This is a genomic window from Variovorax sp. GW821-FHT09A10 (assembly GCF_059418385.1).
In genome coordinates, this window is record NZ_JBWKPT010000003.1 from 626332 (window position 1) to 652865 (window position 26534).

Annotated in this window: 24 protein-coding genes; 8 read left to right on the forward strand and 16 right to left on the reverse strand. The window is 68.7% G+C overall.

All coding sequences use genetic code 11. From position 1 onward, the window contains the following. Positions 1-49 precede the first annotated feature (49 nt). From rpsU to AC07Q9_RS16145, 3 genes are all read left to right on the forward strand, one after another. Positions 50-262 (forward strand): 30S ribosomal protein S21, encoded by a 213-nt coding sequence (rpsU, locus tag AC07Q9_RS16135; RefSeq protein ID WP_007833691.1) that lies wholly within the window; start codon positions 50-52, stop codon positions 260-262. Positions 263-373: 111 nt separating this feature from the next. Beyond that, complete coding sequence (locus AC07Q9_RS16140; protein ID WP_489058778.1) at positions 374-823, forward strand: GatB/YqeY domain-containing protein; 450 nt, start codon at positions 374-376, stop codon at positions 821-823. A gap of 13 nt (positions 824-836) precedes the next feature. Continuing rightward, a complete protein-coding gene (locus tag AC07Q9_RS16145) occupies positions 837-1328 on the forward strand; it encodes an NUDIX domain-containing protein (protein ID WP_495310703.1) in 492 nt (163 codons plus the stop codon). Between the two features lie 12 nt (positions 1329-1340). Here the strand turns inward: AC07Q9_RS16145 and AC07Q9_RS16150 are convergent, their stop codons facing one another. Beyond that, positions 1341-2102: a sulfite exporter TauE/SafE family protein gene (locus AC07Q9_RS16150; RefSeq protein ID WP_495310704.1), complete on the reverse strand. Its 762-nt coding sequence runs from the start codon at positions 2100-2102 to the stop codon at positions 1341-1343. 101 nt (positions 2103-2203) lie between these two features. On the opposite strand from AC07Q9_RS16150, the gene AC07Q9_RS16155 reads away from it, so the two are divergent. Continuing rightward, entirely contained in the window at positions 2204-3115 is a 912-nt protein-coding gene (locus AC07Q9_RS16155; RefSeq protein ID WP_489058780.1) for a LysR family transcriptional regulator, read from the forward strand. On the opposite strand, the gene AC07Q9_RS16160 is transcribed toward AC07Q9_RS16155, so the two are convergent. The 11 genes from AC07Q9_RS16160 to pmbA all read right to left on the reverse strand — a co-directional run bounded on the left by AC07Q9_RS16160 (position 3102) and on the right by pmbA (position 15041). Then, a complete protein-coding gene (locus AC07Q9_RS16160) occupies positions 3102-4100 on the reverse strand; it encodes an SDR family oxidoreductase (protein ID WP_495310705.1) in 999 nt (332 codons plus the stop codon). The genes AC07Q9_RS16155 and AC07Q9_RS16160 overlap by 14 nt on opposite strands. Next, complete coding sequence (locus tag AC07Q9_RS16165; protein ID WP_095949103.1) at positions 4097-4999, reverse strand: bile acid:sodium symporter family protein; 903 nt, start codon at positions 4997-4999, stop codon at positions 4097-4099. Before AC07Q9_RS16165 ends, AC07Q9_RS16160 begins: the two co-directional genes overlap by 4 nt. A 26-nt stretch (positions 5000-5025) precedes the next feature. Beyond that, entirely contained in the window at positions 5026-6357 is a 1332-nt protein-coding gene (locus tag AC07Q9_RS16170; RefSeq protein WP_495310706.1) for a flavin-containing monooxygenase, read from the reverse strand. Then, positions 6354-7181: an SDR family oxidoreductase gene (locus tag AC07Q9_RS16175; protein ID WP_489058784.1), complete on the reverse strand. Its 828-nt coding sequence runs from the start codon at positions 7179-7181 to the stop codon at positions 6354-6356. The genes AC07Q9_RS16170 and AC07Q9_RS16175 overlap by 4 nt, the downstream gene beginning before the upstream one ends. Before the next feature lie 108 nt (positions 7182-7289). Continuing rightward, positions 7290-8339: an NAD(P)-dependent alcohol dehydrogenase gene (locus tag AC07Q9_RS16180; protein ID WP_495310707.1), complete on the reverse strand. Its 1050-nt coding sequence runs from the start codon at positions 8337-8339 to the stop codon at positions 7290-7292. A 37-nt stretch (positions 8340-8376) separates the two neighbouring features. Continuing rightward, a complete protein-coding gene (locus AC07Q9_RS16185) occupies positions 8377-9483 on the reverse strand; it encodes an ABC transporter ATP-binding protein (protein ID WP_495310708.1) in 1107 nt (368 codons plus the stop codon). A gap of 35 nt (positions 9484-9518) precedes the next feature. Beyond that, the gene (locus AC07Q9_RS16190; RefSeq protein WP_492682893.1) at positions 9519-10331 is read right to left on the reverse strand and encodes a carbohydrate ABC transporter permease; all 813 of its coding nucleotides are present in this window, start codon (positions 10329-10331) and stop codon (positions 9519-9521) included. An 11-nt stretch (positions 10332-10342) separates the two neighbouring features. Beyond that, complete coding sequence (locus tag AC07Q9_RS16195) at positions 10343-11218, reverse strand: carbohydrate ABC transporter permease (protein ID WP_495310709.1); 876 nt, start codon at positions 11216-11218, stop codon at positions 10343-10345. Continuing rightward, positions 11215-12486, reverse strand: a complete 1272-nt coding sequence (locus tag AC07Q9_RS16200) for an ABC transporter substrate-binding protein (protein ID WP_495310710.1) — start codon at positions 12484-12486, stop codon at positions 11215-11217. The genes AC07Q9_RS16195 and AC07Q9_RS16200 overlap by 4 nt, the downstream gene beginning before the upstream one ends. Positions 12487-12660: 174 nt before the next feature. Continuing rightward, positions 12661-13605, reverse strand: coding sequence for a cupin domain-containing protein (locus tag AC07Q9_RS16205; RefSeq protein WP_489058789.1), 945 nt, complete (start codon positions 13603-13605; stop codon positions 12661-12663). Between the two features lie 65 nt (positions 13606-13670). Continuing rightward, positions 13671-15041 (reverse strand): metalloprotease PmbA, encoded by a 1371-nt coding sequence (pmbA, locus tag AC07Q9_RS16210; protein ID WP_489058790.1) that lies wholly within the window; start codon positions 15039-15041, stop codon positions 13671-13673. 98 nt (positions 15042-15139) lie between these two features. On the opposite strand from pmbA, the gene yjgA reads away from it, so the two are divergent. The 4 genes from yjgA to AC07Q9_RS16230 all read left to right on the forward strand — a co-directional run bounded on the left by yjgA (position 15140) and on the right by AC07Q9_RS16230 (position 19442). Then, positions 15140-15799, forward strand: a complete 660-nt coding sequence (yjgA, locus tag AC07Q9_RS16215) for a ribosome biogenesis factor YjgA (protein ID WP_062476481.1) — start codon at positions 15140-15142, stop codon at positions 15797-15799. 129 nt (positions 15800-15928) lie between these two features. Continuing rightward, complete coding sequence (mog, locus tag AC07Q9_RS16220; protein ID WP_495310713.1) at positions 15929-16519, forward strand: molybdopterin adenylyltransferase; 591 nt, start codon at positions 15929-15931, stop codon at positions 16517-16519. A 255-nt stretch (positions 16520-16774) separates the two neighbouring features. Further along, positions 16775-19042, forward strand: a complete 2268-nt coding sequence (locus AC07Q9_RS16225; RefSeq protein WP_495310715.1) for an Ig-like domain-containing protein — start codon at positions 16775-16777, stop codon at positions 19040-19042. Then, the gene (locus AC07Q9_RS16230; protein ID WP_495310717.1) at positions 18996-19442 is read left to right on the forward strand and encodes a hypothetical protein; all 447 of its coding nucleotides are present in this window, start codon (positions 18996-18998) and stop codon (positions 19440-19442) included. Before AC07Q9_RS16225 ends, AC07Q9_RS16230 begins: the two co-directional genes overlap by 47 nt. 98 nt (positions 19443-19540) lie before the next feature. On the opposite strand, the gene AC07Q9_RS16235 is transcribed toward AC07Q9_RS16230, so the two are convergent. The 4 genes from AC07Q9_RS16235 to AC07Q9_RS16250 are packed head-to-tail and all read right to left on the reverse strand — an operon-like array spanning position 19541 to position 26441. After that, the gene (locus tag AC07Q9_RS16235) at positions 19541-20458 is read right to left on the reverse strand and encodes a cation diffusion facilitator family transporter (protein ID WP_495310809.1); all 918 of its coding nucleotides are present in this window, start codon (positions 20456-20458) and stop codon (positions 19541-19543) included. Continuing rightward, positions 20448-23666, reverse strand: a complete 3219-nt coding sequence (locus AC07Q9_RS16240; RefSeq protein WP_495310718.1) for a CusA/CzcA family heavy metal efflux RND transporter — start codon at positions 23664-23666, stop codon at positions 20448-20450. Before AC07Q9_RS16240 ends, AC07Q9_RS16235 begins: the two co-directional genes overlap by 11 nt. 10 nt (positions 23667-23676) lie before the next feature. Further along, positions 23677-25059 (reverse strand): efflux RND transporter periplasmic adaptor subunit, encoded by a 1383-nt coding sequence (locus tag AC07Q9_RS16245; protein WP_495310720.1) that lies wholly within the window; start codon positions 25057-25059, stop codon positions 23677-23679. A 26-nt stretch (positions 25060-25085) separates the two neighbouring features. Continuing rightward, entirely contained in the window at positions 25086-26441 is a 1356-nt protein-coding gene (locus tag AC07Q9_RS16250) for a TolC family protein (protein ID WP_495310721.1), read from the reverse strand. Positions 26442-26534: the final 93 nt, after the last annotated feature.

The following is a 26534-nucleotide window of genomic DNA, read 5'->3' on the forward strand; positions in this document are numbered from 1 at the left end:
GTTTGGGGCCTCGATCTCCCCCGGCCAAATCCATTTCAACGATTCATCAATGACCACCATCCGCGTTAAAGAAAACGAGCCCTTCGACGTCGCCCTGCGCCGCTTCAAGCGCACCATCGAAAAGCTCGGCCTGCTGACCGACCTGCGCGCCCGCGAGTTCTACGAGAAGCCGACGGCCGAGCGCAAGCGCAAGAAGGCAGCTGCGGTCAAGCGCCACTACAAGCGCGTGCGCAGCATGCAGCTCCCCAAGAAGCTGTACTAAGCAACGCCCAGGGCAGCTGGCCCCGACGAAAGTCCTCGCCAGCGCCCCGTTGCACCAGCCGCGCCAGGGAAACCTGCCGCGGCTTTTGTTTTTTCCGAAAGGTTGCGAAGAATGACTCTCAAAGAACAAATCACCGAAGACATGAAAACGGCGATGCGCGCCAAGGATTCGGAGCGCCTGGCCACCATCCGCCTGCTGCTCGCCGCCATGAAGCAGAAGGAAGTCGACGAGCGCGTGGAGCTCGACGACGCCATGGTCATCGCCATCGTCGACAAGATGGTCAAGCAGCGCAAGGACTCGATCGCCGCGTTCACCACCGGCGGTCGCATCGACCTGGCCGACAAGGAAGCCGCCGAGATCAAGGTCCTCGAGGTGTACCAGCCCCAGCGCATGAGCGCCGACGAAGTCGCCACCGCGGTGAAGGCCATCGTGGCCGAACTCGGCGCGGCTGGCCCCGGCGACATGGGCAAGGTGATGGGCGTGGTCAAGACGCGCCTGGCTGGCAAGGCCGACATGGGCCAGGTCAGCGCCGCGGTCAAGGCCGCCCTCACGGGCGCCTGAGGCGGCCACCGCCATGAAGAACGGCAGCAGCAGCCCGCTCGGCGCCGCGCCCGTCGCAACGATCCCGAAGGCCTGCGCCTGCCTGGTCGATGCGCAGGGCCGGCTGCTGGTGTTCCGTCATCCCGAAGACGGCAACATGCAGCTGCCCAAGGGCACCATCGAGCCCGGCGAGTCGCCCGAGGCGGCCGTGCGACGCGAGCTGCTCGAAGAGTCGGGCCTGGTGTTCGCCGGCCGGCTCGAATCGCTGGGCACGCTGGAGCGCGAGTGCGAAGCCGGCGTCGAAGGCAACACGCACCGCCATCCGCAGCGCTGGCACATCTTCCTGATGCGCGACCACCGCGCCCTGCCCGAAACCTTCGAGCACATGGCCACGGGCAGCCCCGAAGAAGAAGGCCTGGTGTTCTCGTTCCGCTGGCTCGACGCCGACGCGGCCATCGAGGACTTCGCCCTGCCCTACCGCCAGACCATCGAGCGCGTGCGCGCGGCCCTGCTGGCCGCCAGCTGACCGATCACGGGATCAGGCGGACATGACGGCGCGCAGCGCCATGTACGCCCCCAGCAGCGCCAGCCCGATCAGGAAGCAGCGCCGGAACACGGCCACCGGCAGCCGCTGCCGCAGCCAGGTGCCCAGCACCATGCCGCCGACCGCCGGCACCAGCATCGCCAGCGACCCGCCCAGCACCGCCGCCGGGTAGCTCCCGTTGGCCGCCAGTCCCAGGGCCAGCACCACGGTCGAGGTGGTGAACGAGATGCCCATGGCCTGGATCAGCGCATCGCGCTGGAAACCCAGCGCCTGCAGGTACGGCACGGCCGGCACCGCGAACACGCCGGTCACGGACGTCACCAGTCCCGTCGCGGCACCCACCACGGGCCCCAGCCAGCGCGCCTGTGCGTCGCTCACGTGCAGCTGCCGCCCCGTCAGCCCCCACAGCGCATAGATCACCAGCGCCACGCCGAGCGCCAGCGAAGCCCAGGCCCCGGCCGGTACGCCCAGCCACCACGCCCCGGCGAGCGTGCCCGCCACGACGCCGGCCTGCATGCGGCCGATGCGGCGGAACACCGCGCCGAAGCTCGCGCGCGGTCCGGTCTGCCAGAGGTTGGTGACCAGCGAGGGCACGATCAGCAGCGCCGCCGCCTGTGCGGGCGACATCCACAGCGCGAGCAGCGCCATCGCCACGGTCGGCAGCCCCAGGCCGATCACGCCCTTGATCAGGCCGGCCAGCAGGAAGACCGCGGCCGCCGCCGCCCACAGGCCCATTGCATCGTTGGAGATCGTCATCGCCGCGGAGTCTGCCGACGGGCGCATCGGCTGGAAATGCGGCTTTCGCGCAGCCAGCCTCAGGCGCAGGCTGAGGCTGGCGTGCTACCTTGCGGCCCATCATGCGATTCGACCTGACCGACCTGCGGCTCTTTCTCCACGTCGTCGAAGCCGGCAGCCTCACGGCCGGCGCCGGCCGCTCGCACATGACGCTGGCCTCGGCCAGCCAGCGCGTGCGCGGCATGGAAGACGCGCTCGGCACGCCGCTGCTCACGCGCCACGCGCAGGGCGTGCGCCCCACCGAGGCCGGGCGCACGTTGCTGCACCATGCGCGCGTCGTGCTGCAGCAGATGGAGCGGCTGCGCGGCGAACTCGGCGAGTACGGCCAGGGCCTCAAGGGCCACGTGCGCTTCATGTGCGGCACCTCGGCGCTCACCGAGCACCTGCCCGAGGTGCTGAGCCGCTTCCTGGCCGAGCATCCGCGCATCTCGGTCGACCTTGAGGAACGCGCCAGCCCCGACACCGTGGAGGCCCTGCGCAGCGGCCTGTGCGACATCGGCATCGTCTCCGACGCCATCGACAGCGACGGCCTCGAATGCCACCCCTTCCGCCGCGACGACCTCGTGCTGGTGATGCCACGCGGCCACGCGCTGGCCAGCCGGCGCCGCGTGCACCTGGCCGAGGTGGTCGACAGCGAGTTCGTCGGCCTGCCCGCCGACAGCGCGCTGCAGCAGCTGATCACCGGCCATGCACGCGCGCTCGCCAGGCACCTGGCCTACCGCGTGCGCGTGCGCAACTTCGAGGCCGTGTGCCGCATGGTCGAGTACGGCATCGGCGTGGGCATCGTGCCGCAGACCGCGGCCGAGCGCTGCGCCCGCTCGATGAAGATCGCGCGCGCCTCGCTGGCCGACCCGTGGGCCGAACGCACGCTCATGGCCTGCGTGCGCTCGTCGCAAGACCTGCCGCTCAATGCGCGGCGCATGCTCGACTACCTCATCGCGCCACCACCGCCGGCGGACGCTACGCGCAAGTGACCGGCCTTCCCTGCCGCGCACGCGCCGCAACGAAAGCCTCGAAGGCTTCGCGACTGGTCTTGCGCGGCACGTAGCCGAACTGGGTCTTCAGCGCGGTGTTCAGCAGCACCGGCCGGTAGCGCAGGAAGTCGAGCTGCTCGGGCCCGTAGCGGCTCACGCCCAGCGCCGAACCTGCGGCCAGCGCCGCCTGCAGCACGCCGGCCGGCCAGGCGATGGCGCGCTTGCCCAGGCGCGCGGCGATCTCGTGGATGGTGAGCGCGCCGTCGCCCGCGAGGTTGTAGCAGCCGGGCGGCGCGCCACCGAGCGCATGGGCGATGGCGCCGGTCACGTCCTCGTCCCACACGAACACGAAGGGGCTGTCGCTGCCGCGGATGGCGATCAGCCGCTTCTTCTCGAACAGCGCCGTGATCTGGTTGTCGACGCGCTCGCCGAGGATGGTGCCGATGCGCAGCACCGTCTGCGCCAGCGCGGGATGTTGCCTGCGGCAGTCGGCCAGCATCTCTTCCACCTGCCGCTTGTGGTCAGCGTAGGCGAACACCGGGTTGCCACGCAGCGGCTGCGACTCGGTGATCCAGGCCGGGTTGTCCGCGTGGTAGCCGTAGGCCGCGCCACTCGACGACACCACGATGTGCCCCACGCCGCGCGCCACGCAGGCGTCGAGCACGTTGCGCGTGCCACCCACGTCGACCGAATGCTCGAAGGCGCGGTTCGAGTCCTTGCCGGGCGTGACGATGGACGCGAGGTGCACCACCGTGTCGATCACGTGTTCGGCCAGCACGTCGGCGATGCCGTCGTCGCGCACGTCCCGCTGCAGGTAGACCACGCCGGGCAGCCGACGCTCGGCGGGCACTTCGCGCACGTCGAGTGCCACCAGCGTTTCGAAGCTGCCTTGCCCGGCCAATGCGGCGAGCACGCTGCGCCCCAGGAAACCGTCACCGCCGGTGATCAACACGCGTCGCGCGGACGCCTTCCAGACCTCGCTCATGGCGTCGCAGGCTTGCGCCCCCACCAGCTCGCCAGCGCCAGGCCCGCGATGATGTCCCAGAAGCCCCACACGCCGGCCACCACGGCCATGCCGCCGAGCCCGCCGAAGAAGCTGAAGATCAGCACCAGCCCGAGCCCCGCGTTGCGGATGCCCACCTCGATGGCCACCGCGCGCCGGTCGTAGTCGCCCAGCCCCGAGAGCCGCGCGCACAGGTAGCCGGTGCCGAAGGCCAGCGCGTCGTGGATCACCACGGCCATCAGCACCAGCCCCACGTAATCGAGGAAGTAGCGCCAGTTGCCCGCGATGGCGCCGACGATGAAGGCGATCAGCGCCAGGAAGCTCAGGATGCGCGCCGGCTTCTTGATGCGCGCCGTGAGCCCCGGCAGCTTGTGCGCGCAGGCCACGCCCAGCACGAAGGGAATGCCGATGATCATCACGATGTGGCCCAGCATGTCGAAGGGGTCGAGCGCGATGGTCTTGAGCAGCACCGAAGCCGTGGGATGCAGGCCGCCCCAGAACGCGAAGTTCAGCGGCATCACCACGATCGACAGCGCGTTCGAGATGGCCGTCATCGACACCGACAACGCCACGTTGCCGCCCGCGCGGTGCGTGAGGATCTGCGAGATGTTGCCCGGCGGGCAGCAGGCCACGAGGATCATCCCCAGCGCGATGCTCGGGCCCGGCTGCAGGATCAGCGTGAGCACGAAGGTCACGGCCGGCAGCACCACGAACTGCGCACCGATGCCCACCGCCATCGCGCCGGGCATGCGCGCCACGCGCCTGAAGTCGTCGATGCGCGTGTCCAGCGCAATGCCGAACATCAGGAAGCCCAGCACCACGTTGAGCAGCACCAGCGAGGCCGGGTTGAAGTGCAGGCGGATCTCGTCGACAGGCAGCATGCGCGGAACCCCTTGTAGAAAGACGATCAGTCGGCCAGTGCGGCAGCGGCCTGGCGCACGGCCGCGCGGTAGGTGTCCTTGTGCACGTAGTAGGCCATGCGCTCCAGCTGCAGGTACTTGAAGCCACCCGACAGATCGGGCGGCGGCCCCTGCACTGCTGTACGCAGGGCGGCAGCCTTGGGCGAGCCTGCCGCGTGCGCGCGGAAATAGCGCGCCAGCAGCTCGGCCTGCTCGTAGCGCCCCTGCCAGCCGATGCCGCTCGCCTCGATCATGCCGAGCACGCCCAGCGTCTCGAAGCGCGGCGAAAAGATGTTCAGGTACAGGCGCGGCGCCATGCCCTGCCAGTTGAGCAGCTCGCGGTCGATGAACGGGTAGTGCAGCGCGTAGCCCGTGGCCGTGAGGATCAGGTCGTAGTCGCGCGCGCTGCCGTCCTTGAAATGCACGGTGTGCCCCGCCAGCCGCGCGATGTCGGCGCGCACGCCGATGTCGCCGTGACCCACGTGGTGCAGCACCAGCGAGTTCACCACCGGGTGCGACTCGTACATCTTGTAGTCGGGCTTCGGAAATCCGAAGCGCACCGGGTCGCCGGTGAACCACTGCAGCACGGTGGCATCGACCTTCTGCTTGAGCCACGGCGGCAGCGGACGCTTGCCGCCCAGCGTGTCGGCCGGCTTGCCGAACACGTACTTGGGCACGAAGTAATAGCCGCGCCGCACCGAGATGTCGACGCTTTGCGCGTAGTGCACGGCATCCACTGCGATGTCGCAGCCCGAGTTGCCGGCGCCGACGATCAGCACGCGCTTGTCCTTGAAGAGCTCGGCGTGCTTGTAGCTGCTGGTGTGCAGCAGCTCGCCGTCGAAGTGGCCTTCGAACTGCGGATGCTTGGGCTCCGACAGCGTGCCGTTGGCGATCACCACGCCCTTGTACTCATCGGTTTCCACGGTGCCGTCGGGCGCCTCCACGCTCACGCGCCAGCGCGTGTCGGGTGCGTCGCTCACCGGCTCCACGCGCAGCACGCGGGTGCCGAAGCGGAAGTGCGCGCGCAGGCCGAAGCGGTCGGCGAAGTCGCTGAAGTAGCGACGCAGCTCGCGGTGGCTCGGGTAGTCGGCCACGGTGTCGGCCATCGGGAATTCGGCGAACTCGGTCGTGCGCTTGCTCGAGATCAGGTGCGCCGAGTGGTAGACCGTGGAGCGCGGGTTGTCGATGTCCCAGAGGCCGCCCACGTCGCTGTGCGCCTCGAAGCCCTGGAACGGAACGCCGAGCTTCTGCAGATTGCGGGCGCCCGCCAGGCCCGAGGGCCCGGCGCCGATGAGGGCGATCTGTTCGTGTGTCGGAACGGCAGTGGCGGAAGGCGTCATCGGCGGGGAGGTTCTTTCTGGGAATTCAGGCCGGGAATGGCGGTGGCACCCGCCTCGCCCACGCGCGGCTTGCGCGGCTGGCCGCGCAGCAGGCGGTCGTGCAGCGGCGCGGGCAACAGGTCGAGCGCTTTCGACAGCCAGCCGATGCGCCGCGGCAGCACGATCTTTTCGCGCCGGGCCGCCAGGCCCGTCAGCAGCTGGCGCGCCGCCGCATCGGCCTCGAGCAGCCCCGGCATCGCGAAGCGGTTGCCGGCCGTGAGCGCGGTGCGGATGTAGCCCGGGCTCACCGTGTGCACCGTGAGCCCCGTGCCGCGCAGCTCGGCGCGCAGGCTTTCGAGGTAACGGATCAGGCCGCCCTTGCTCGCGCAGTAGGCGCCGTTGCCCGGCATGCCGTGCCAGCCCGCGATGCTGGCCACGCCGACGAGCGCGCCGCGTCCCGCTGCGCGCATCGGCTGCACGAAGGGCTGGAAGGTGGTGGCCGCGCCGAGCAGGTTGATCTCGAGCATGCGGCGGAACACGGCCAGGTCGTCGGCCTCGGCGGTGTCGTAGCCGCCGGCCACGCCCGCGTTGGCGATCACGAGGTCGGGTGGGCCGAAGCGCTGCATCCAGTCGGCCGCCATCGCCTGCATGGCGGGGCCGTCGGACACGTCGGGCGTGTAGGCCTTGCAGCGCCCTTCGGCTGGGGCCGCGAGCGCCGCGAGGCGTGCGGTGTCGAGCCCCACCAGCGCCACGCGCGCACCGCTATCGATCAGCGCACGCGCCAGCGCCTGCCCGAGGCCGCCGCAGGCACCGGTGAGAACGACATTGCGAAACGGCAAGAGCATGGGCGAGGAAGCGCGCAGGGCGGCGAGTGGCAAAGCGCAGCCACTGTAGCCGCGCCCTGCCACTGCATTCCCCAGCGTTTCCCCTTGTCCCGCGCCCTTGCGGGGCGTTCAGGCGGCTTCGGCGGCGGGAAATTCGATCTGGATCTTCACATCCGTGACGCGCCCGGCCGCGGCCTCCTCGAACGCGGCAATACCGTCCTCGAACGCGAAGGTGCGCGAGATGAAGGGCTTCACATCGACCTGCCCCGATGCGATGAGTGCCAGCGCGCGCGGAAAGATGTTGGCGTAGCGGAACACCGACTCGATGCGCGCCTCCTTCGCCTGGATCGCGACGATGTCGAAAGCCACCTTCGCGGCGGGTATGCCCACCAGCACGAGGCAGCCGCCGGGGCACAGCAGGTCGAACACGTTGTCGAAGGCGCGCGCGCTGCCGCTGGCTTCGAAGACCACGTTCGCGCCCCAGCCGTCGGTGAGTGCCTGCACGGTGTCGGCCAGGTTCGTGCTGCGCACGTCGACTGTCGTCACCGCCGGGTTGTGGGCGAACAGCGCCAGCTTCTCGGGCACGAGGTCGGCCAGGATCACGCGCGCCGCGCCGCCCGCGAGCGCGGCCAGCGCCGTCATCGCGCCGATGGTGCCGGCGCCGATGACCACCGCCACATCGCCCGGCTTCAGCGCCGCCTTCTTCGCGGCCTGCAGGCCGATGGCCAGCGGCTCGACGATGGCGCCTTCGCCGAAGCTCACGTTGTCGGGCAGGCGGAAGGTGAAGGCCGCCGGGTGCACCACGAAAGGCGTGAGGCAGCCGTGGATCGGCGGCGTGGCCCAGAAGCGCACGGCAGGGTCGAGGTTGTAGAAGCCTTCGCGCACGGCGCGCGAGTCCATGTCGGGAATGCCGGGCTCCATGCAGACGCGGTCGCCGGGCTTCAGGTGGGTGACTTCGGCGCCCACCTCGGCCACCACGCCCGAGGCCTCGTGGCCGAGGATCATCGGCGCATCGACGACGTACGGGCCGATGCCGCCGTGCTGGTAGTAGTGAACATCGCTGCCGCACACACCGACGGTGTGCATGCGGATCTTCACGTCGCGCGGGCCGACGTGCAGCGGCAGCTCGACATCGCGCAGCGTGATCTCGTGCGCCTTTTCCAGAACCAGTGCTTTCATTGCATCTTTCTCAGAGGGTTGAAACGGGGCCACACACTCAGTGCAGCGCGGCATCCGGACGCAGCAGCGAAGCGCCCGTCGCGACATCGAACAGGTGCACCTGCTGCGCATCGGCCACGAAGCGCAGCGGCTCGCCGAGCCGGGGGCCTGCCGCGGACGGCAGGAGCACGGCGATCTCTTGGTCGCCCTGCCCCACGCTCACCAGCACTTCGTTGCCGAGGTACTCGATGAGCTGGACCTCGCCGGCAAAGCCTTCGCCGCTCGCCCTGGCGGTGTCGAGGTGCAGGTGCGCCGAGCGCACGCCCAGCGTCACGCGCTCGCGGCCTTCGAGCGCGAAGCGGCGCGCATCGACGCGCACCGAGCCGCCGCCTCCGCGCAGCTCGCACTGCCCGCCGTCCAGGGCATGCACCGCCATCTCCATCAGGTTCATCGGCGGTGTGCCGATGAAGCCGGCCACGAAGGCCGAGCGCGGGCGCTCGAAGATTTCCTGCGGCGTGCCGACCTGCTCGATACGCCCGTCGCGCAGCAGCACGATCCGGTCGGCCAGCGTCATGGCCTCGTGCTGGTCGTGCGTGACGTACACCGTGGTGGTTTTCAGCGTCTGGTGCAGCTTCGCGATCTCGATGCGCATGTGGTTGCGCAGCTTGGCATCGAGGTTCGACAACGGCTCGTCGAACAGGAACACCTTCGGCGTCTTGATCATGGCGCGCGCAATCGCCACGCGCTGCTGCTGGCCGCCCGACAGCTCGGTGGGCTTGCGCTGCAGGTAGCGCTCCAGGCCCAGCGTGTCCGAGACCTCCTTGATCCGGCTGTCGATCTCGGCCTTGGGCACCTTGAGGCGCTTGAGCCCGAACGCGATGTTGTCGCGCACCGTCATGTGCGGATACAGCGCGTAGTTCTGGAACACCATCGCGATGCCGCGCTCCTGCGGCGGCAGGTCGTTCACGCGCTGGCCGCCGATGTGCAGGTCGCCGCCGCTGATGTCTTCCAGGCCCGCGAGCATGCGCAGGATGGTCGACTTGCCGCAGCCCGAGGGGCCGAGGAACACGACGAACTCGTTGTCGGCCACGTCGAGATCGAAGGCGTGGACGACCTGCGTTTCCCCGTAGCGCTTGATGAGGTGGTGACAGCGGATGGCAGACATTTTGGGTTCTGGAGAAAGAGAAGCAGCGGCGCGGCTCATTCAGCCTCCCGCTTACGCTTGAACGCGGCATTGAGAAAACCGCTGAGCACGCCCACCATGAGCAATGGCGGCAGCGACAGCAGGATGACCGAGGCATTCAGGATGCCCCAGGGCACGTCGCGCCCGAGCTGGCTGAGCTCCGACGCCACGATGGGCAGCGTCTTGGCCTCGGAGGTGGTGAGCATCAGCGCGATGAGGAACTCGTTCCACACCAGCACGAAGCCAAAGGCGATGGCGCCCACCAGCGAGCGCGCGGCAATCGGCAGCGCGATGCGAAAGAAGATCGCGTAGGGTCCGTAGCCGTCGACGCGGCCGGCCTCTTCCACTTCCTTCGGCACCGCCTTGAAGGCCGGAATGGCGAGCCAGATCACGGTCGAGAGCGTGAGCAGCGTGTAGGTGGCGATGAGCGCCACGCGCGAGTCGTACAGCTCCAGTTGCAGCCAGATCACCATGAGCGGAATGGCCACCGCCACCGGCGGCAGGAAGCGCATCGACAGCACGAAGAACTGGATGTCGTTGCCCCAGCGCAGCGGGTAGCGCGCCAACGCATAGGCGGCCGGCAGGCCCAGCACCGCGCCGATGATCACCGCCGCGCCCGCCACCACGATCGAGTTGACCAGCCCCGCGGCCACGGCCTCGCGGTTCAGCACGTACAGGTAGTTGTCGAGCGTGGGCGTGAAGAAGAACTTCGGCACGGCCGAGACGATGTCGACCCGGTTCTTGAACGAGTTGAGAAAGGTCCACAGCACGGGCACGAGGGCCGAGAGCCCGGCCGCGACGAGTGCCAGCCGCGCCAGCAGCGTTCCGATGGCAAGCTTCTTCATGACGGTTTGGTCCATTTCCAGATGTAGGTGAACGCGACCGTGGAGGCGACCATCATCAGCACCGCCATGCTCGACGCGTACGAGATGCGGCCCGACTCGATGAAGCCCTGCGAGAAGGCATACATGTCGAGCGTCTCGGTCGAGATGCCGGGGCCGCCGCGCGTCATCACGTAGATGAGGTCGAAGGCGCGCAGCGACTCCACCATCTTCACGAAGGCCAGGCTGATGAGCGGCGCCTTCAGCATCGGCAGCGCCACGTAGGCATACACCTCCCAGGTCTTCGCGTGGTCCAGCCGCGCGGCCTCGAAGGGCTGCGGCGGCAGGGTTTCGAGCAGCTTCAGCACGATGACGCCGAAGAACAGCCCCCACTGCCACACGTCGACGAAGGCCACCGTGAGCAGCGCCAGCACCGGGTCGGCGAACAGGTCCAGCGGCTCGCCGGTGATCGCCTTGTACGGCCACGTGATGAGGCCGAACAGCGGATGGAAGGCGAACTTCCAGACGAAGGCGGCCGACACGCGCGGCAGCAGCACCGGCACGATGAACAGCATCGACAGCACCTGGCGCCAGCGCGGCGTGGCGCAGCGGTGCATCAGCGTGCCCATGAGCACGGCCAGGGCCATGGTGGCGCTGACGGTCAGCACCTCCCACACCAGCGACACGCGCACCGAGTTCAGAAAGCGCCGGTCGGAGAACAGCTGCACGTAGTTGCTGAACCAGACCCAGGCCGTGTCGGTCTGGCCCAGTTCACGGTCCTGCAGCGAGATGGCGATGGCGAACACCGTCGGCACCAGCGCCAGGACCGCCAATACGAGCAGCCCCGGCCCGATGAACACGGCCGGCAGCCGTGTTTTGTGGGAACGCTTGCTCACTTCTTGCGACGCGCGATCAGCTGCTTGGCGTAGGCGTCGAGTTCGTCGAGCCCGGCCTGGATGTCGGTGCGCGAGCCGGTGATCAGCTCTTCCAGAATGATCCCCCAGCGGTCGCCCAGGTCAGGCCAGGCCGGGTCTTGCCAGAAGTTCACCGCCGTGACCTTGCCCGTGTCGGCCAGCGCCTTGCCGAGGTCGGCGCCGTAGCGCTTGGCAAACGCCGGGCTGCTCAGCACGCTGGTGCGGTTGAGTTCGCCGAACTGGCCTTCCGCCAGCCGGCGCTGCTCGTTCTCCTTGGACGTGGCCCACGCGATGAAGAGGCCCGCGCACTTCTTCGCCTCTTCGGTCTTGTTGGCGCGCGCACCGATGGCCAGGCCGTGGCCGTAGCCGCCGCCGGTGAGCGGCGTGGGCGGCACGGCGTAGGCGATCTTGCCGACCACGGTCGACATCTTGGGGTCGAGCGCGTTGCCCGCCAGCGGCGTCGACTCGACCAGGATCGCGACCTTGCCGGCCAGGAAGGCGCCGGTGGATTCGTCCCATCCGCCCGTCTTGGTTCCGGGCGCGGAGTACTTGAAGAGATCGAGGTAGGTCTGGGTCGCCTTCACGGCGGCGGGCGAGTTGAAGACCGGCTTGTCGCCGTCGAACCACTGGCCGCCGTAGCCGCGGAAGAACGGCATCCAGCGCCACACGTTGGCACCCGAGCCGCGCTGGCCGCGCAGCGCCACGCCGTAGACGCCGTTGGCCGGGTCGTTGAGCTTCTTCACGGCCGCCACGAACTCGTCGAGCGTGGCCGGCGGCTTGATGCCCGCCTTCTCCAGCAGGTCCTTGCGGTAGACCATGAGGTCGCCGCCGCCGGTGAGGGGCGCGAACCAGGTCTGGCCGGCGAAGGTCGCAACCTTCTGGCGGCCGGCGTCGAAGTCGGCGTAGTCGTAGCTGGCCGGGTAGTACGGCGTGAGCGGCACGATCCACTTCGACTGCACGAACTGCGCCACGTTGGCCTCGTCGACGTAGTACACGTGGTACTTGCCGACCGTGGACGCATCGGCGCGCGACTTGGCGCGGCGGTCGTTCTCGTTGAGGTTGTCCACGTTGAACGAGGCACCGCTCAGGCGCTTGAACTCGTCCTTGGATTTCTCGAGCAGCGTCAGGCCTTCACGGGGCTGCGACAGGACGCGCACGTCCTCCTTGCAGACCTGCGCCAGCGCGGCGGGCGCCAGCGTGGCCAGCGCGAGCGCGAGGCCGGCCAGACGGTGGGGATGCGGAATCGACATTTGTGTCTCCTTTGTTGTTCGTGCAAGTTGCCGGCGAAATGCCGGCAGAAGCAACGAAACAAAGGTTAGGCGGCCGATCCGAAAGGCCTCCTACACGCCCACCGGGCATCTGATACTTTGCTGCCAAGCCGTCTCGGGGTTTAGCCCAAGAGGCAAGCGCGTATCAGCCAGAGATCAGGCAGCGAGTGGCGTGTGCTGCACGCTGCGCAGGCCGAAACGCTCCTGCGCCTGCTGCCGGTAGGCCGAGGGCGTCATGCCCTTGAGCTGCAGGAAGCGGCGGTTGAAGTTCGCGAGGTTCGAGAAACCGACCTCATAGCAGATGTCGCTCACCAGCCGGTCGGACACCTGCAGCATCTCGCAGGCCTTGGTGATGCGCAGCCGCGTGACGAAGTCGGTGAAGGTGCTGCCCATGTGCTTGTGGAAGTAGCGCGAGAAGCTGCTTTCGGCCATGTTGGCGATGGCCGACACGGCGGGCAGCGACAGCTCTTCGGACAGGTGCGCATGCAGGTGGTCAAGCACGCGACGCATGCGGGTGTTGGCCGTCGGGTCCTCGTCGGTCGGGTCGGCATTGCTCGAGATCTGGCGCCAGTCGCTCCAGTTGGCGAGCTCGTGCAGCAGGCCGATGAACTCCGACAGCCGCGCCATGCCCTCCTGCTTCTGCACCCGCGCGAAGCGCTCGCGCACGAGGTCGCCGATGCCGAAGAACTCGATGCCCAGCTTCGCGCGGTCGAGCATCGGCAGCACCGTCTCCAGTTCGGGGAACAGGTCCACGCCCTTGCGCAGGGGTTCGTCGCGGAACTGGATCACCATGCTGCGGTCGGCCACGCCTTCGGGCGGCACGTCGTGAGAGATCCAGGTGTGGGGCAGCCGCGCGCCCACCAGGGCGACATAGCCGGGCTCGAAGCGGCCGATGTGGTTGCCGACGAAGGCGTCGCCGCTGGTGCGGTTGATGCACTGCAGCTCGTACTCGTCGTGGTAATGCCAGCAGTCGAAGGGCCAGGGCACGCCGTGCTGCAGGCAGCGCACCGAACTGCTGCCCGCCGGCTCGAAGCCCAGGCGCGGGTCGCGCAGCAGTTCGTGTTCGAGGGCCGGCTTGCGTACGGCGCTGTGTTTGCTCATGTCCTGTCCCCTGTTCTTGAATGGAGGGGTCGTCGAGCCAGCGCCGTTGCGAGCGACAGGGCCTGTCAGGCGCCTGCCACCTTCATGCGATTGACCAGGATCGACCCCGTGGTTTTTGCGCCGAAAGTGTAAGCATCTGCGCCAATCGCCTCAATTCCCATCAGCATGTCGCGCAAATTGCCCGCGATCGTGATCTCCTGCACGGGGAAGGCGATGCGGCCCTTTTCGACCCAGAAACCGCTCGCGCCGCGCGAATAGTCGCCGGTCACGTAGTTCACGCCCTGTCCCATCAGTTCGATGACGAACAGGCCCGTGCCGAGCTTGGCCAGCATGGCGTCGAGGTCGTCGCCGTGCTTCGTGAGGCGCGAACTCAACGTCAGGTTGTGCGAGCCGCCGGCGTTGCCGGTGGTCTTCATGCCCAGCTTGCGCGCCGAGTAGGTCGAGAGAAAGTAGCCTTCGAGGCGGCCGGCATCGACCACCTTGCGTGCGCGGGTGATCACGCCTTCGTCGTCGAAGGGCGAGCTGCCCTTGCCGCGCATCACGTGCGGGTCTTCGGCGATGTCGACGTGCTTGGGCAGCACGGGCTTGCCCAGCGAATCGAGCAGGAAGGTGCTCTTGCGGTACAGCGCCCCGCCGCTCACGGCCTGCACCAGTCCGCCCAAGAGGCCCACGGCCAATGGCGACTCGAACAGCACCGGGCATTCGGTGGTCTTGATCTTGCGCGACTTCAGGCGGCTCAGCGCGCGCTCGGCGGCGTAGCGGCCCACGGCCTGCGGGCTGGCGAGTTCGTCGGCCGAGCGCATCGAGCTGTACCAGGCGTCGCGCTGCATGCCGTCGCCCTTGCCGGCGATGGGCGCCACCGACATCGAGTGCCGCGAGCTGGCATAGCCGCCGCGAAAGCCGTGCGTGTGGGCGCTGAAGAAGTGGCTCTGCTGCGCCGAGACGCCGGCGCCTTCGCTGTTGGTGATGCGCTTGTCGGTCGACAGCGCGGCCGCCTCGCACTCCAGCGCCATGGCCGCAGCCTGCTCGCTGGTCACGTCCCAGGGGTGGAACAGGTCGAGCTCGGGGTGGTCCTTGGAAATGTCGGCCTCGTCGGGCAGGCCGCTCACCGGGTCTTCGGCCGTGAAGCGGGCGATGTCGTAGGCGGCTGCGGCGGTCTGCTGGATGGCCGCCTCGGAGAAGTCGGAGGTGCTGGCGTTGCCGCGGCGGTGGCCCACGTAGACCGTGATGCCCAGCGACTTGTCGCGGTTGCGCTCGACGTTCTCGAGTTCGCCCTTGCGCACCGAGACGCTCAGGCCGCAGCCCTCGGAGGCCTCGGCGCCGGCGTCGGTGGCCCCGAGCTTTTTGGCGTGCGCCAGGGCCGAATCGACCAGGTTTTCGAAGAAGGAGCGGCTGTAGGCGAAGCCGGAATCGGCGCGCGAGGAGGATGTCGTCATGTGGTGGCTATGATACTTGCGCCCCCTGTTTCACGTTTTCCCTTCCGCGCCCCCTGTGCGCGTTGCAGCGCCGCACGGCGCAGCCCAGAATCCACCCCATGTCCCGCAAACCCAAAAAAGGCTATTTCGTCCGTGGCCACTTCGTTGCCGAAGGCAGCGAACTCGACCTGGAGCTCAAGCGCGAGCTCAAGGGCGGCACCGACGAAGCCAGCCGCACCGAACTCAAGCGCGAGAGCGCCGAACTGCAGAAACTGGGCGAAGAATTGCTCACCCTGCGTGCCGGCCTGTTCGACGCCCTCCCGCTGAGCGAGAAACTGGTCGATGCCATCGCCGAGGCGAAACGCATCACCAATTTCGAGGGCAAGCGCCGCCAGATGCAGTTCATCGGCAAGCTCATGCGCGCCCTCGACCCCGAGGTGCTCGAGGCCGTGAAGCAGGCGCTGACCGAGCAGAACACCGTGCCGGCCGCCGAAGCCGCCGCGCTGCACGAGGCCGAACGCTGGCGCGAACGCCTGATCGCCGACGACGACGCCCTCGGCGGCTGGATCGAAACCCACCCCGCCACCGACTCCCAGCAGCTGCGCGCCCTCGTGCGCCAGGCCCGCAAGGACCTGAAGTCCGGCCCCGCCGGCGAAGCACCGCGCCAGGGCAAGGCCTACCGCGAGATCTTCCAGCTCGTGCGCGCGCAGCTGGCGGTGCATGGCGGCGACGACCACGCCGAAGCGGCTGCGGCGCAGGACCGCGAAGAAGACGCATGAGCCCGCGGCCCCTGTCTTTCTCCCCCCCTCCCGGGGGAGGGTTGGGGTGGGGGCCAGCGGCGTATCCATCGGGCGCTCTGCCCGCCCCCATCCCCACCTTCCCCCAGAGGGGGAAGGCGCAAGAAAACCATGAGCGCACCTGACACTGTTCGCATCGGCATCGTCTCCATCAGCGACCGCGCCTCCAGCGGCACCTACGAGGACAAGGGCCTGCCCGCGCTCAAGGAGTGGCTGGGCCGGGCGCTGAAAAACCCGCTTGAGTTCGAAGCCCGCCTGATCCCCGACGAGACTGCGCGCATCAGCGCCACGCTCATCGAGCTGGTCGATGCCGGCTGCTCGCTGGTGCTCACCACCGGCGGCACCGGCCCCGCGCTGCGTGACGTCACGCCCGAGGCCACGCTGGCCGTGGCCCACAAGGAAATGCCCGGCTTCGGCGAACAGATGCGCCAGATCAGCCTGCGCTTCGTGCCGACCGCCATCCTCTCGCGGCAGGTGGCGGTCATCCGCGACCAGAGCCTCATCATCAACCTGCCGGGCCAGCCCAAGTCGATCGCCGAGACGCTCGAAGGGCTGAAGGACGCCGACGGCACACAGCGCGTGCCCGGCATCTTCGCCGCCGTGCCCTACTGCATCGACCTGATCGGCGGGCCGTACCTCGAGACCGACGACACGGTCTGCAAGGCGTTCCGGCCGAAGTCGGCCGTTCGCGCCGCACGCTGAGGCGCAGGCCCCACGGGCCTGCCTGCCGCCGGTTCTCGCGCGGCGGCATTCACCACCGAAGACACATCTTGCTTCGCCGATGCGCGAGGGGCGCGCTCGCGTGCGCATCGCGCGCCCCGGCTTTTATCGGACCCGTCCGATGGTTCCGCTCCCCTGTTCTTCCTAGAGTTCCTGACGCCCGGGCCGCCGGATCGAGCAGCGTGAATTCGCCGCCCGATCCGATCTTTCTTCCCCTTTTCAGAGCATAGGAACTGCATGGCATCCAACAAGGCAAACGTCTTCATCGACCACAGCCCGAGCATCGATCAGACAGCAGGCGCACGGCCCTTCGCGCCACCGCCGCCCACCATGGACAGCGTCATCGACGACGCAGGCGACCTCATGGGCACCCTCGCCTCCGGCGGCGTCACCGACGACCGCCAACCCGAGTTCCAGGGCCGGGGCACGCCAGGCGACACCATCCTCATCAGGGACCACGGCGTCGAGATCGGCGAGACCGTCGTGGATGAAGACGGCCAATGGACCTTCACACCGTCCACCGACATGAGCGAAGGCCATCACGCCATCACCATCGTGGCGCGCGACCCCGCCGGCGACGAGAGCGAACCTTCAGGCCCGTTCCATTTCGAGATCGACGTCACGCCGCCCGACGCGAGCAAGCTGTCCATCACCGGCGTCCTCGATACCGTGGGCGGCATCACCGGCAACGTGGCCACCGGCAAGACCACCGATGACGCACGCCCGCTGCTCACCGGCACGAGCACCGGCCAACCCGGCCACACCGTCACGGTGATGGTCCGGGACAGCACCGGCACCCATGCGCTGGGCGAAGCAGTGGTCGGCGACAACGGCCAGTGGTCGCTGCAGGTCATATCGCCGCTGGCCGCGGGCCTGAACACCTTCACGCTCGTGGAGAAGGACGTGGCGGGCAACGAGACGGCGCCGACGGGGCGCTACCAGGTGACCGTCGACACCAGCAAGCCGGCGCCCCCGGTGATCGAGCACGTCTACGACGACGTGGGCATGCCCCACATGCTGGCCCCGGGCGAGGTCACCAACGACGCCCGGCCGACCCTGCACGGCACGGCCCAGCCCGGCCATACCGTGACGTTCCACGATGGCACCACCGTCCTGGGCACCACCCAGACCCGCGCCGACGGCACCTGGGAGTTCACCCCCAAGGACAACCTGAGCGAGGGTGCGCACCACATCACCGCCACGGCCACCGGCCCGGTGGGCCAGACCGGCGACGCGAGCAACGGCTGGCACTTCGAGGTCGACACCGTGGCGCCCACGCAGACCAGCACCGTCTCGGGCATCGGCAAGGACAGCGGCATGAACGCCGACGACCACGCCACCAACGACGGCAGCGCGGGGCGCCTGATGACGGGCCGCCTGAGCGCATCACTGGCGGCCGGCGAGACCTTGCAGGTGTCCACCGACGGTGGCCAGACCTGGAAGACCGCCTTCGTGAGCGGCACGCAATGGAGCGCCCAGGACGACCACAGCCATGCGGGCGACTGGACCGTGCAGACGCGCGTGGTGGACCTGGCCGGCAACGTGGGACCGGTGAGCTCGCAGGCGGTGACCCTGGACACCGCCACGCCCCACGCGCCCACTGCGGTCGCACTGGGCAACGGGCAAGTGACCGTGAGCTTCGACAAGGCCGCGGTGTCGCCGGGCGACCGGATTCACCTGCTCAACGGCAACCAGAACGTGGACTACCTGTTGACGGCGGCAGACATGGCGGCAGGCCAGGCCACCATTGCGGTGGGCGACGTTTCGCTGAACCTGGCCGCGGCGGTGGTCAGCGCAACGGGCCATCATTCGCTCTACATGGTGATCCGGTCGGACACCGACCGGGAAGACTTCGATGCCGGTGAGACCGTCGAACTTGCACCGGGACAAACAGCCGATGCCGGCGCGCTGCTCCTGACAAGAAAAGACGCGGCGGCCGACGCTGCTTCTTCGAACAACGGCGTTTTCGACAGCGCATCGCCCGACCACGGGCAACTACTACAACACGCTGACCCTGTCACTGGCCGAGGTGCTGAACAACGGCGGCGTCGACCTGTTCTACAAGGGCGACAAGAGCCGCGTGCAGATGATGGTCAAGGGCAATGCCGACGACACCCTGAACCTGAGCGACCTGCTCGCCGGCGGCATCGACCAGGGCGACTGGGTGAAGAAGGTCGGCTTGGTCACGCTGGGCGGCATCGTGTACGACGGCTACCAGCACTCGTCGCTCGGCGCCGAGCTGCTGGTGCAGCAGGGCGTGGTCGTCAAGGTCACCAATTCGACGCTGGTCGGTGCGATCGGCACGTTCGAAGCGCCGTCGGATGCCGTGGTGGGCGCCCTCCCCGACGACGAGGTGCTGAGCCACTCGACCCAGGGCTACACCCACGGCGACGACACGATCATCGCCAAGCTCGGTTTCGCGGATCGCCTGAGCGGCGGCGCCGGCAACGACACCTTCATGAACGTCGGCACGGGAGACATGGTCCATGGCGGCTCGGGCGATGACACGATCCGCATCAACAGCGGCGACTTCGCGCGCGTTGAAGGCGGCTTGGGCATCGACACCCTCGTGATGGACGGCAAGGCGATGCACATCGACCTGACGGCCTTCGGCCTGAAGATCCAAGGCATCGAGAAATTCGACCTGGGCGCAGGCGGTAACACGCTGGCCCTGCACGCCAGCGACGTGCTCGCTGGCGGCATGCGCGACATGGTGACGGCCGACGGCAAGGTGCAGATGCTGGTGAACGGCGCCAATGGTGACGTGAACCTGCTCGGCGGCAACGACAGCTGGACCTTGGGCAATGCAGCCACCGTCGGCGGCGTGACGTACAGCGTCTACACCAACCTCGCCGGCACCGCCGAGCTGCTGGTCGAGGACAAGGTCCACGTGACCATCCTCTAAGCCTGCAGACAGGCCACGCGGCGCCCCATCGGCGCCGCCCCCGACGCGACAGTTGCCCCGTGCGACTGTCGCGTTTTTTTGTTGTGCCCGCCCTGGCGTCAGCCCGCCGTCACCGCAGGCCCGAACCCATGTCCCTCCCCCGCCTGCTCGCAAGGCACCCGCTCCACCTGCACGGTCGAGTGATGGATGTCGAATTTCTCGGCCAGCAGGCCGCGCAGCTGCAGCATCAGCGGTGCCAGGTCGACCACGTCGGGCGTGCACACCACGTGCACGCTCAGGCTCACCTTGCCGCTGGAGAGCGCCCACACATGCAGGTCGTGCAGGCCGGCCACGCCCGGCTGGGCCTGCAGCGCGCGCTCGACCTCGGGCAGGTCGATCTCGTCGGGCACGCCTTCGAGCAGCACGTTGAGGCTCTCGCGCAAGAGGCGCCAGGTGCGCGGCAGCACCCACAGGCCGATGGCGACGGCGATCACCGAGTCGACCCAGGCCCAGCCTGTGAAACGGATGACGAGCGCGCCCACGATCACGCCGACGGAGCCGAGCATGTCGGCCCACACTTCCAGGTAGGCGCCCTTCACGTTGAGGCTCTCGTCCTTGCCGCTGGCCAGCAGGCGCATGCCGATGAGGTTGACCACCAGGCCGCCGATGGCCACGAGCAGCATCATGGTCGACTGGATCTCGGCCGGCTGCGAGATGCGCCGGTACGCCTCGTAGAGCACGTAGATCGCCACGAAGAACAGCAGCACCGCATTGACCACGGCCGCCAGGATCTCGAAGCGGTAGTAGCCGAAGGTGCGGCGCTTGTCCGCCGGCCGTTTGCCCAGCCAGATGGCGGCCAGCGAGATGGCCAGCGCCACGGTGTCGGTGGCCATGTGGGCCGCGTCGGACAGCAGCGCCAGGCTGCCCGACACCAGCCCGCCGATCACCTCGGCGACGAGGTAGGTCGAGGTCAGCGCCAGCGCCCAGCGCAGCGCCTTCTCGTTACCACCTACCGCGTGTGAATGCTCATGGGCCATGGGAACCTCGCAGTGCGGGATCAAGGGGCGCGCCATGACTCAGCTCTGCATCAGCCACTTCGGCCTCGTCCTCATCGCGCCGGTGCGCGATGCGGTACAGCAGCGGCAACACCAGCAGCGTCAGCGCGGTCGACGACAGGATACCGCCGATGACCACGGTGGCCAGCGGGCGCTGCACTTCGGCGCCCGTGCCGGTGGCGATGGCCATGGGCACGAAGCCCAGCGAGGCGACCAGCGCGGTCATGAGCACGGGGCGCAGCCGCGTGAGCGCGCCTTCGCGGATGGCCGCGTCCAGCGGCAGGCCGCCTTCGCGCAGGTTGCGGATGAACGAGATCATCACCAGCCCGTTGAGCACGGCCACGCCCGACAGCGCAATGAAGCCCACGGCCGCCGAGATCGACAGCGGAATGCCGCGCATCCACAGCGCGACGATGCCGCCCGTGAGCGCAAACGGAATGCCGGTGAACACCAGCAGCCCGTCCTTCAGGTTGCCGAACATGGCGAACAGCAGCGTGAACACCAGCAGCAGCGACACGGGCACCACCACCTGCAGGCGTTGCGTGGCCGAGGCCAGGTTCTCGTACTGGCCGCCCCACACGGTCCAGTAGCCCGGCGGAATGCGCACCGCGCGCATGGCCTCTTCGGCCTCGGCCACGAAGGAGCCGAGGTCGCGCCCGCGCACGTTGGCACTCACCACGATGCGGCGCTTGCCGTCTTCGCGGCTGACCTGGTTGGGGCCGGGCGCCAGGTCGAGCGTGGCCACCTCGCCCAGCGGGATGAAGCTGGTGCGCAGGCCTTCGCCGCCCGCGCCTCCCACGCCCTTCGGCAGCGCGATCGGCAGCCGGCGGATGGCGTCCAGGTCGGTGCGCAAGGTCTCGGGCAGGCGCACGAGGATGTCGAAGCGGCGGTCGCCGTCGAACAGCGTGCCGGCCTCGCGCCCGCCCACGGCGGTCGAGATGGCGTCCTGCACGTCGCCCACGTTCAGGCCGTAGCGCGCGGTCTTCTGGCGGTCGATGTTCACGGTGAGCATCGGCAGGCCGGTGGTCTGCTCCACCTTCACCTCGGCGGCGCCGGGCACCTTGCCCAGCGCGTTCGACACCTGCGCGGCGGTCTGGTTGAGCACGTCCATGTCGTCGCCGAAGATCTTCACGGCCACGTCGCTGCGCACGCCCGAGATCAGCTCGTTGAAGCGCAGCTGGATCGGTTGCGAGAACTCGTAGTTGTTGCCCGGCAGCTTCTCGACCTCTTCCTGCACGGCGGCCAGCAGCTCGGGCCGCGTGCGCTTCGGCTTGGGCCATTCGCTCTCGGGCTTGAGCATGATGTAGCCGTCGGAGATGTTCGGCGGCATCGGGTCGGACGCGATCTCGGCCGTGCCGGTGCGCGCAAACACGCGCTCGATCTCGGGGAACTTGTCTTTCAGCGTGCGCTCGAGCTGCTTTTGCATCTCGACCGACTGCGTGAGGCTGGTGCCCGGAATGCGCAGCGCCTGGATGGCGAAGTCGCCCTCGCTCAGGCTGGGCACGAACTCGGTGCCCAGGCGCGTGGCCAGCAGGCCCGACAGCACCACCGCCACCACGGCCGTGGTGATGACCAGCGGCTTGGCATTCATCGCGCGCGACAGCAGCGGCGCGTAGCCGCGCTTGGCCCACAGCATGAGGCGGTTTTCCTTCTCGCCGACCTTGTTGCCGATGAACAGCGCCACGGCGGCCGGGATGAAGGTGATCGACAAAATCATCGCGCCCAGCAGCGCAATCACCACGGTGAAGGCCATCGGGTGGAACAGCTTGCCCTCGACGCCGGTGAGCGCAAAGATCGGCAGGTACACGATCATGATGATGAGCTGGCCGAACAGCAGCGGCCGGCGCGCCTCCTGCGAGGCCGCGAACACTTCATGGAAACGCTCGCTGCGCGTGAGCGCCCTGCCGTGTTTCTCCTGCGCATGCGCCAGGCGCCGCACGCAGTTCTCCACGATCACCACGGCGCCGTCGATGATGATGCCGAAGTCGAGCGCGCCCAGGCTCATGAGGTTGGCGCTGACCTTCTGGTTCACCATGCCGGTGAAGGTGAAGAGCATCGACAGCGGGATCACCGTCGCGGTGATGATGGCCGCGCGGATGTTGCCCAAAAACAGGAACAGGATCGCCACCACCAGCACCGCGCCCTCGAAGAGGTTCTTCTTCACGGTGGCGATGGCCTTGTCGACCAGCACGGTGCGGTCGTACACCGTCACAGCTTTCACGCCCGCGGGCAGCGTGCGGTTGATCTCCTGCATCTTCTTGTCGACCGCCTGCGAGACGGTACGGCTGTTCTCGCCGATGAGCATGAACACGGTGCCCAGCACCACCTCGCGGCCGTTGTCGGTGGCGGCACCGGTGCGCAGCTCCTGGCCGATGCCGACCTCGGCCACGTCGGACACGCGCAGCGGAATGCCGCCGGCGTTGCCCAGAATCACGTTGCCGATGTCTTCCACCGACTTCACCTGCCCGGGCGCGCGAATGAGGTACTGCTCGCCGCGCTTCTCGATGTAGCCCGCGCCCACGTTGGCGTTGTTGCGCTCCAGCGCGGTGACCAGGTCGGTCATCGTGAGGCCGTGCGCCAGCAACTTGGCGGGGTCGGGCGCGATCTGGAACTCCTTGGCGTAGCCGCCGATGGAGTTGATTTCGGTCACGCCGGGCACGTTGCGCAGCTGCGGCTTGATGATCCAGTCTTGAATCTCTCGCAGGTCGGTCGGCGTGTAGGGCTTGCCATCGGCCTTCTTGGCGCCCTCTTCGGTCTCGACGGTCCACAGGTAGATCTCGCCCAGGCCGGTCGAAATGGGGCCGATCACCGGCGACACGCCGGGCGGCATGCTCTCGCGCGCCGACTGGATGCGCTCGTTGACGAGCTGGCGCGCAAAGTAGATGTCGGTGCCGTCCTTGAAGATCACCGTGACCTGCGACAGGCCGTAGCGCGACAGCGAGCGCGTCTGCTGCAGGCCCGGCAGGCCGGCCATGACGGTCTCGATGGGGTACGTGACGCGCTGCTCGGCTTCGAGCGGCGAGTAGCCGGGCGCGGACGTGTTGATCTGCACCTGCACGTTGGTGATGTCGGGCACGGCGTCGATGGGCAGCTTCTGGTAGCTGAAGACGCCGAGCGCCGCCATGCCGAGCACGGCCAGCAGGATCAGCCAACGCTGCTCGATGGAGAAGCGGATGATGCGTTCGAACATGCGGTCGTCCTCAGTGGGTGTGCGTGGCCGAGCTCTTGCCCTGCTGCGACTTCACGACGAAGCTGCCACTGGCCGCATAGGCCGCGCCGGGCTTCAGGCCGCCCACGATCTCGATGCGCTGGCCGTCGCTGCGGCCGGTCTTCACGTGCTGCGGCACAAAGCCGCCCGGCACGCGCAGGAACACGGTGGGTTGGTCGTCCACGGTCTGCACGGCTTCGGCCGACACGGTGACAGGCGCATCGGCCTCCGATGCCACCAGCTCCACGTTCACGAACAGGCCCGGGCGCCAGGTGCGCTGCGGGTTGGTGAGCGTGACGCGCGCGGTGGCGGTGCGCGTCTGCGCGCCCAGCAGCGAGCCCACGTACGACACGGTGCCGCGCGCGGCCTGCTCGAAGGAACCGGCGCGGATGGTCACGGCCTCGCCGACGCGCACGAGATTCAGGCTGCTGGCGGGCACGCTGATCTCGGCCCACACGGTCGACAGATCGGAAATGGTGAACACATTGACCGCCTCGCCCACCGACTCGCCCAGCGAGATGTGCTTCTCGACGACCATGCCGTCGAAGGGTGCGCGCAGCTCGTAGCGGCCCAGCGCCGACGAGCCGGGCGTGGCGCCCAGCGCCAGCAACTTCTGGTTGGCGTTGGCCACGGCGATCTGCGCCTCCTGCATGGCCTGCTCGGCCTGCAGGAAGTCTTGCTGCGGCGAGATCTTTTCTTCCCACAGCTTCTTCTCGCGGTCGTGCGTGGTGCGCGCCAGTGCCAGCCGGCGCTGCGCGGTCTGCAGCTCGCTGCGCTGCTCCGAGAGCGCGGGGCTGGAGATCACGGCCAGCACCTGGCCGCGCTTGACTTCCTGGCCCAGGTTGGCCGACACGCTGTCGACCACGCCCGCCACGCGCGGCACCACGTGGGCCGTGCGGTCTTCGTTGAACTTGATCTCGCCGGGCAGCTGCAGCGACGTCTTGATGCGCGCCGGGCCGACGCTGTCGATCGCGATGCCGGCGGCCTTGACCTGCTCGTCGGTGAAGGGGATCTTTTCTTCGTCTTCCTTGTGGGCGTTGGCGGTGGCCTTCTGGGGTTCTGCCGATGCGGGCGTTTCCTTGCCCGCGTCCTTGCCGGCATCCTTGCCCTCTTCCGCGTGGTGCTCCTTGTCGCCATGGCCTTCGTCGTGCGAATGGCCGTGGTCGTCTTCCTTGCCCTTGGCGTGGCTCTTGTCTTCCTCGTGGTGCTCGCCGTCGGCATGGCCGGCGGACTCCGAGTGCCCGCCCGCCTCGGGCTTGGACGGCGCGGTGCGCAGGATGAGCGCGCCGGTGATGAGGCCGGCGAGCAGGACGGCGGCAATGGCGATCCACTGCTTGCGGCCGGCGGACGTGGTGCGGTTGTGTGGTGTGGTCATGGTCGGAATCGGTTCGGTGTTCTTCTTCAGCGCGCGACTGGCGTGAGGTTCGGCGTCACGTTCGAGGCGATGTCGTCGCCCTCGGTGCCCAGCAGGCGGTCGAGCTCGCCGGCCGCGCGGTGCGCCTCGGCCAGCGCGACGAGGTACTGGTTGCGCACCTGGAACAGCGTGCGCTGCGCGTCGAGCGCTTCGAGAAAGCTGAACTTGCCGAGCTCGAAGCCCTTGGTGGCGGCGCGGTAGGCGGTCTCGGCGCCGGGCAGTGCGTCGCGCTGCAGCGTCTCGGCCGTGGCGCGCGCGGAGCGCAGGCGCTCGCTGGCCTGGGCCACGTCGGCGCCCAGTTGCAGCTCGGCGGCGGCGAGCTCGTCGCGCGCCTTGTCTTCGCGGCTCAGTGCTTCGGCGATGTTGCCGCGGTTGGTGTCGAAGATCGGCAGTGGCACCGACAGGCCCACCACCACCTGGTTGCGCCGGCTGCTGCTCACGGCCTCGCCGCCCTCGCCTTCGGACGCGGGCACGCGCTTGACGCCGAGCGACACGGTCACGTCGGGAATGCGCTTGGCCTGCTCCAGGTCGCTGAGCGCGCGGCGGCGCTCGACCTCGAGCCGGGCCTGGCGCAGCACGGGCGCATCGGGCAGGCGGCGCGCCACCTCGGGCGCGGCGGCCTGGGTGGGCAGCTGGTCGACCGCGCCGTCCACCTGCGTGAAGCGCGGTGCCGGGTTGCCCCACAGCGCGGCCAGCAGCTGGCGCGACGCGCGCAGCGTGCCTTCGGCCTGCAGCAGTTCGACGCGGATGCCGGCCTCGGCCACGCGCGCCTTGGTTTCTTCGAGCGGCGACACCTTGCCGGCCGCCACGCGGTTGGCCGCGGCGCGGGTGGCGATCTGCGCGAGCCCCACCGAGTCTTGCGCCAGGCGCAGGCGCTCCTGCGCGGTCAGCACGTCGAAGAAAGCGGTGACGGCCGCGGCGCGCAGTTCGGCGCGCCGCGCCGACAGCGCCGACGCCGCCTGGTCGCGCGCACGCTCGGCCGCCGTGACGCGCGCGGCGCGCTTGCCGCCCAGCTCGAGGGGCTGGCTCAGCTGCAGCGTGGTCGTGCGGTTGTTGCGGCGCAGGTCTTCCAGCTGCGTGTCCAGCGTGGGGTTGGGCCAGGCGCCGGCCTGCACCACGGCGCCGTCGGCGGCGGCCTGCTCATGGCGTGCGGCCGACAGGCCCGGGTTGGCCTGCAGCGCCAGCGCCACGGCGGTGCGCAGGGTCAGCGGGCCTTCGGGCTCCAGCGTGCGGGCGGGTGCCGACAGGGACGACGAGGGACCGGCCGCCTGCGGGGTCTGCTGTGAAAAGGCCGGGGGTACCGCCAAGGCCAACACGGCCAGCGGCACGAAAAGCGTGCGCATCGAATTCTCCTGGGTTGCGAAACAACGGACGGACGAATTCGGCGAAAAGCGCTCAGCGGATCGGTGGGATCAGAAAAAAGAAAAGGTGCTGTG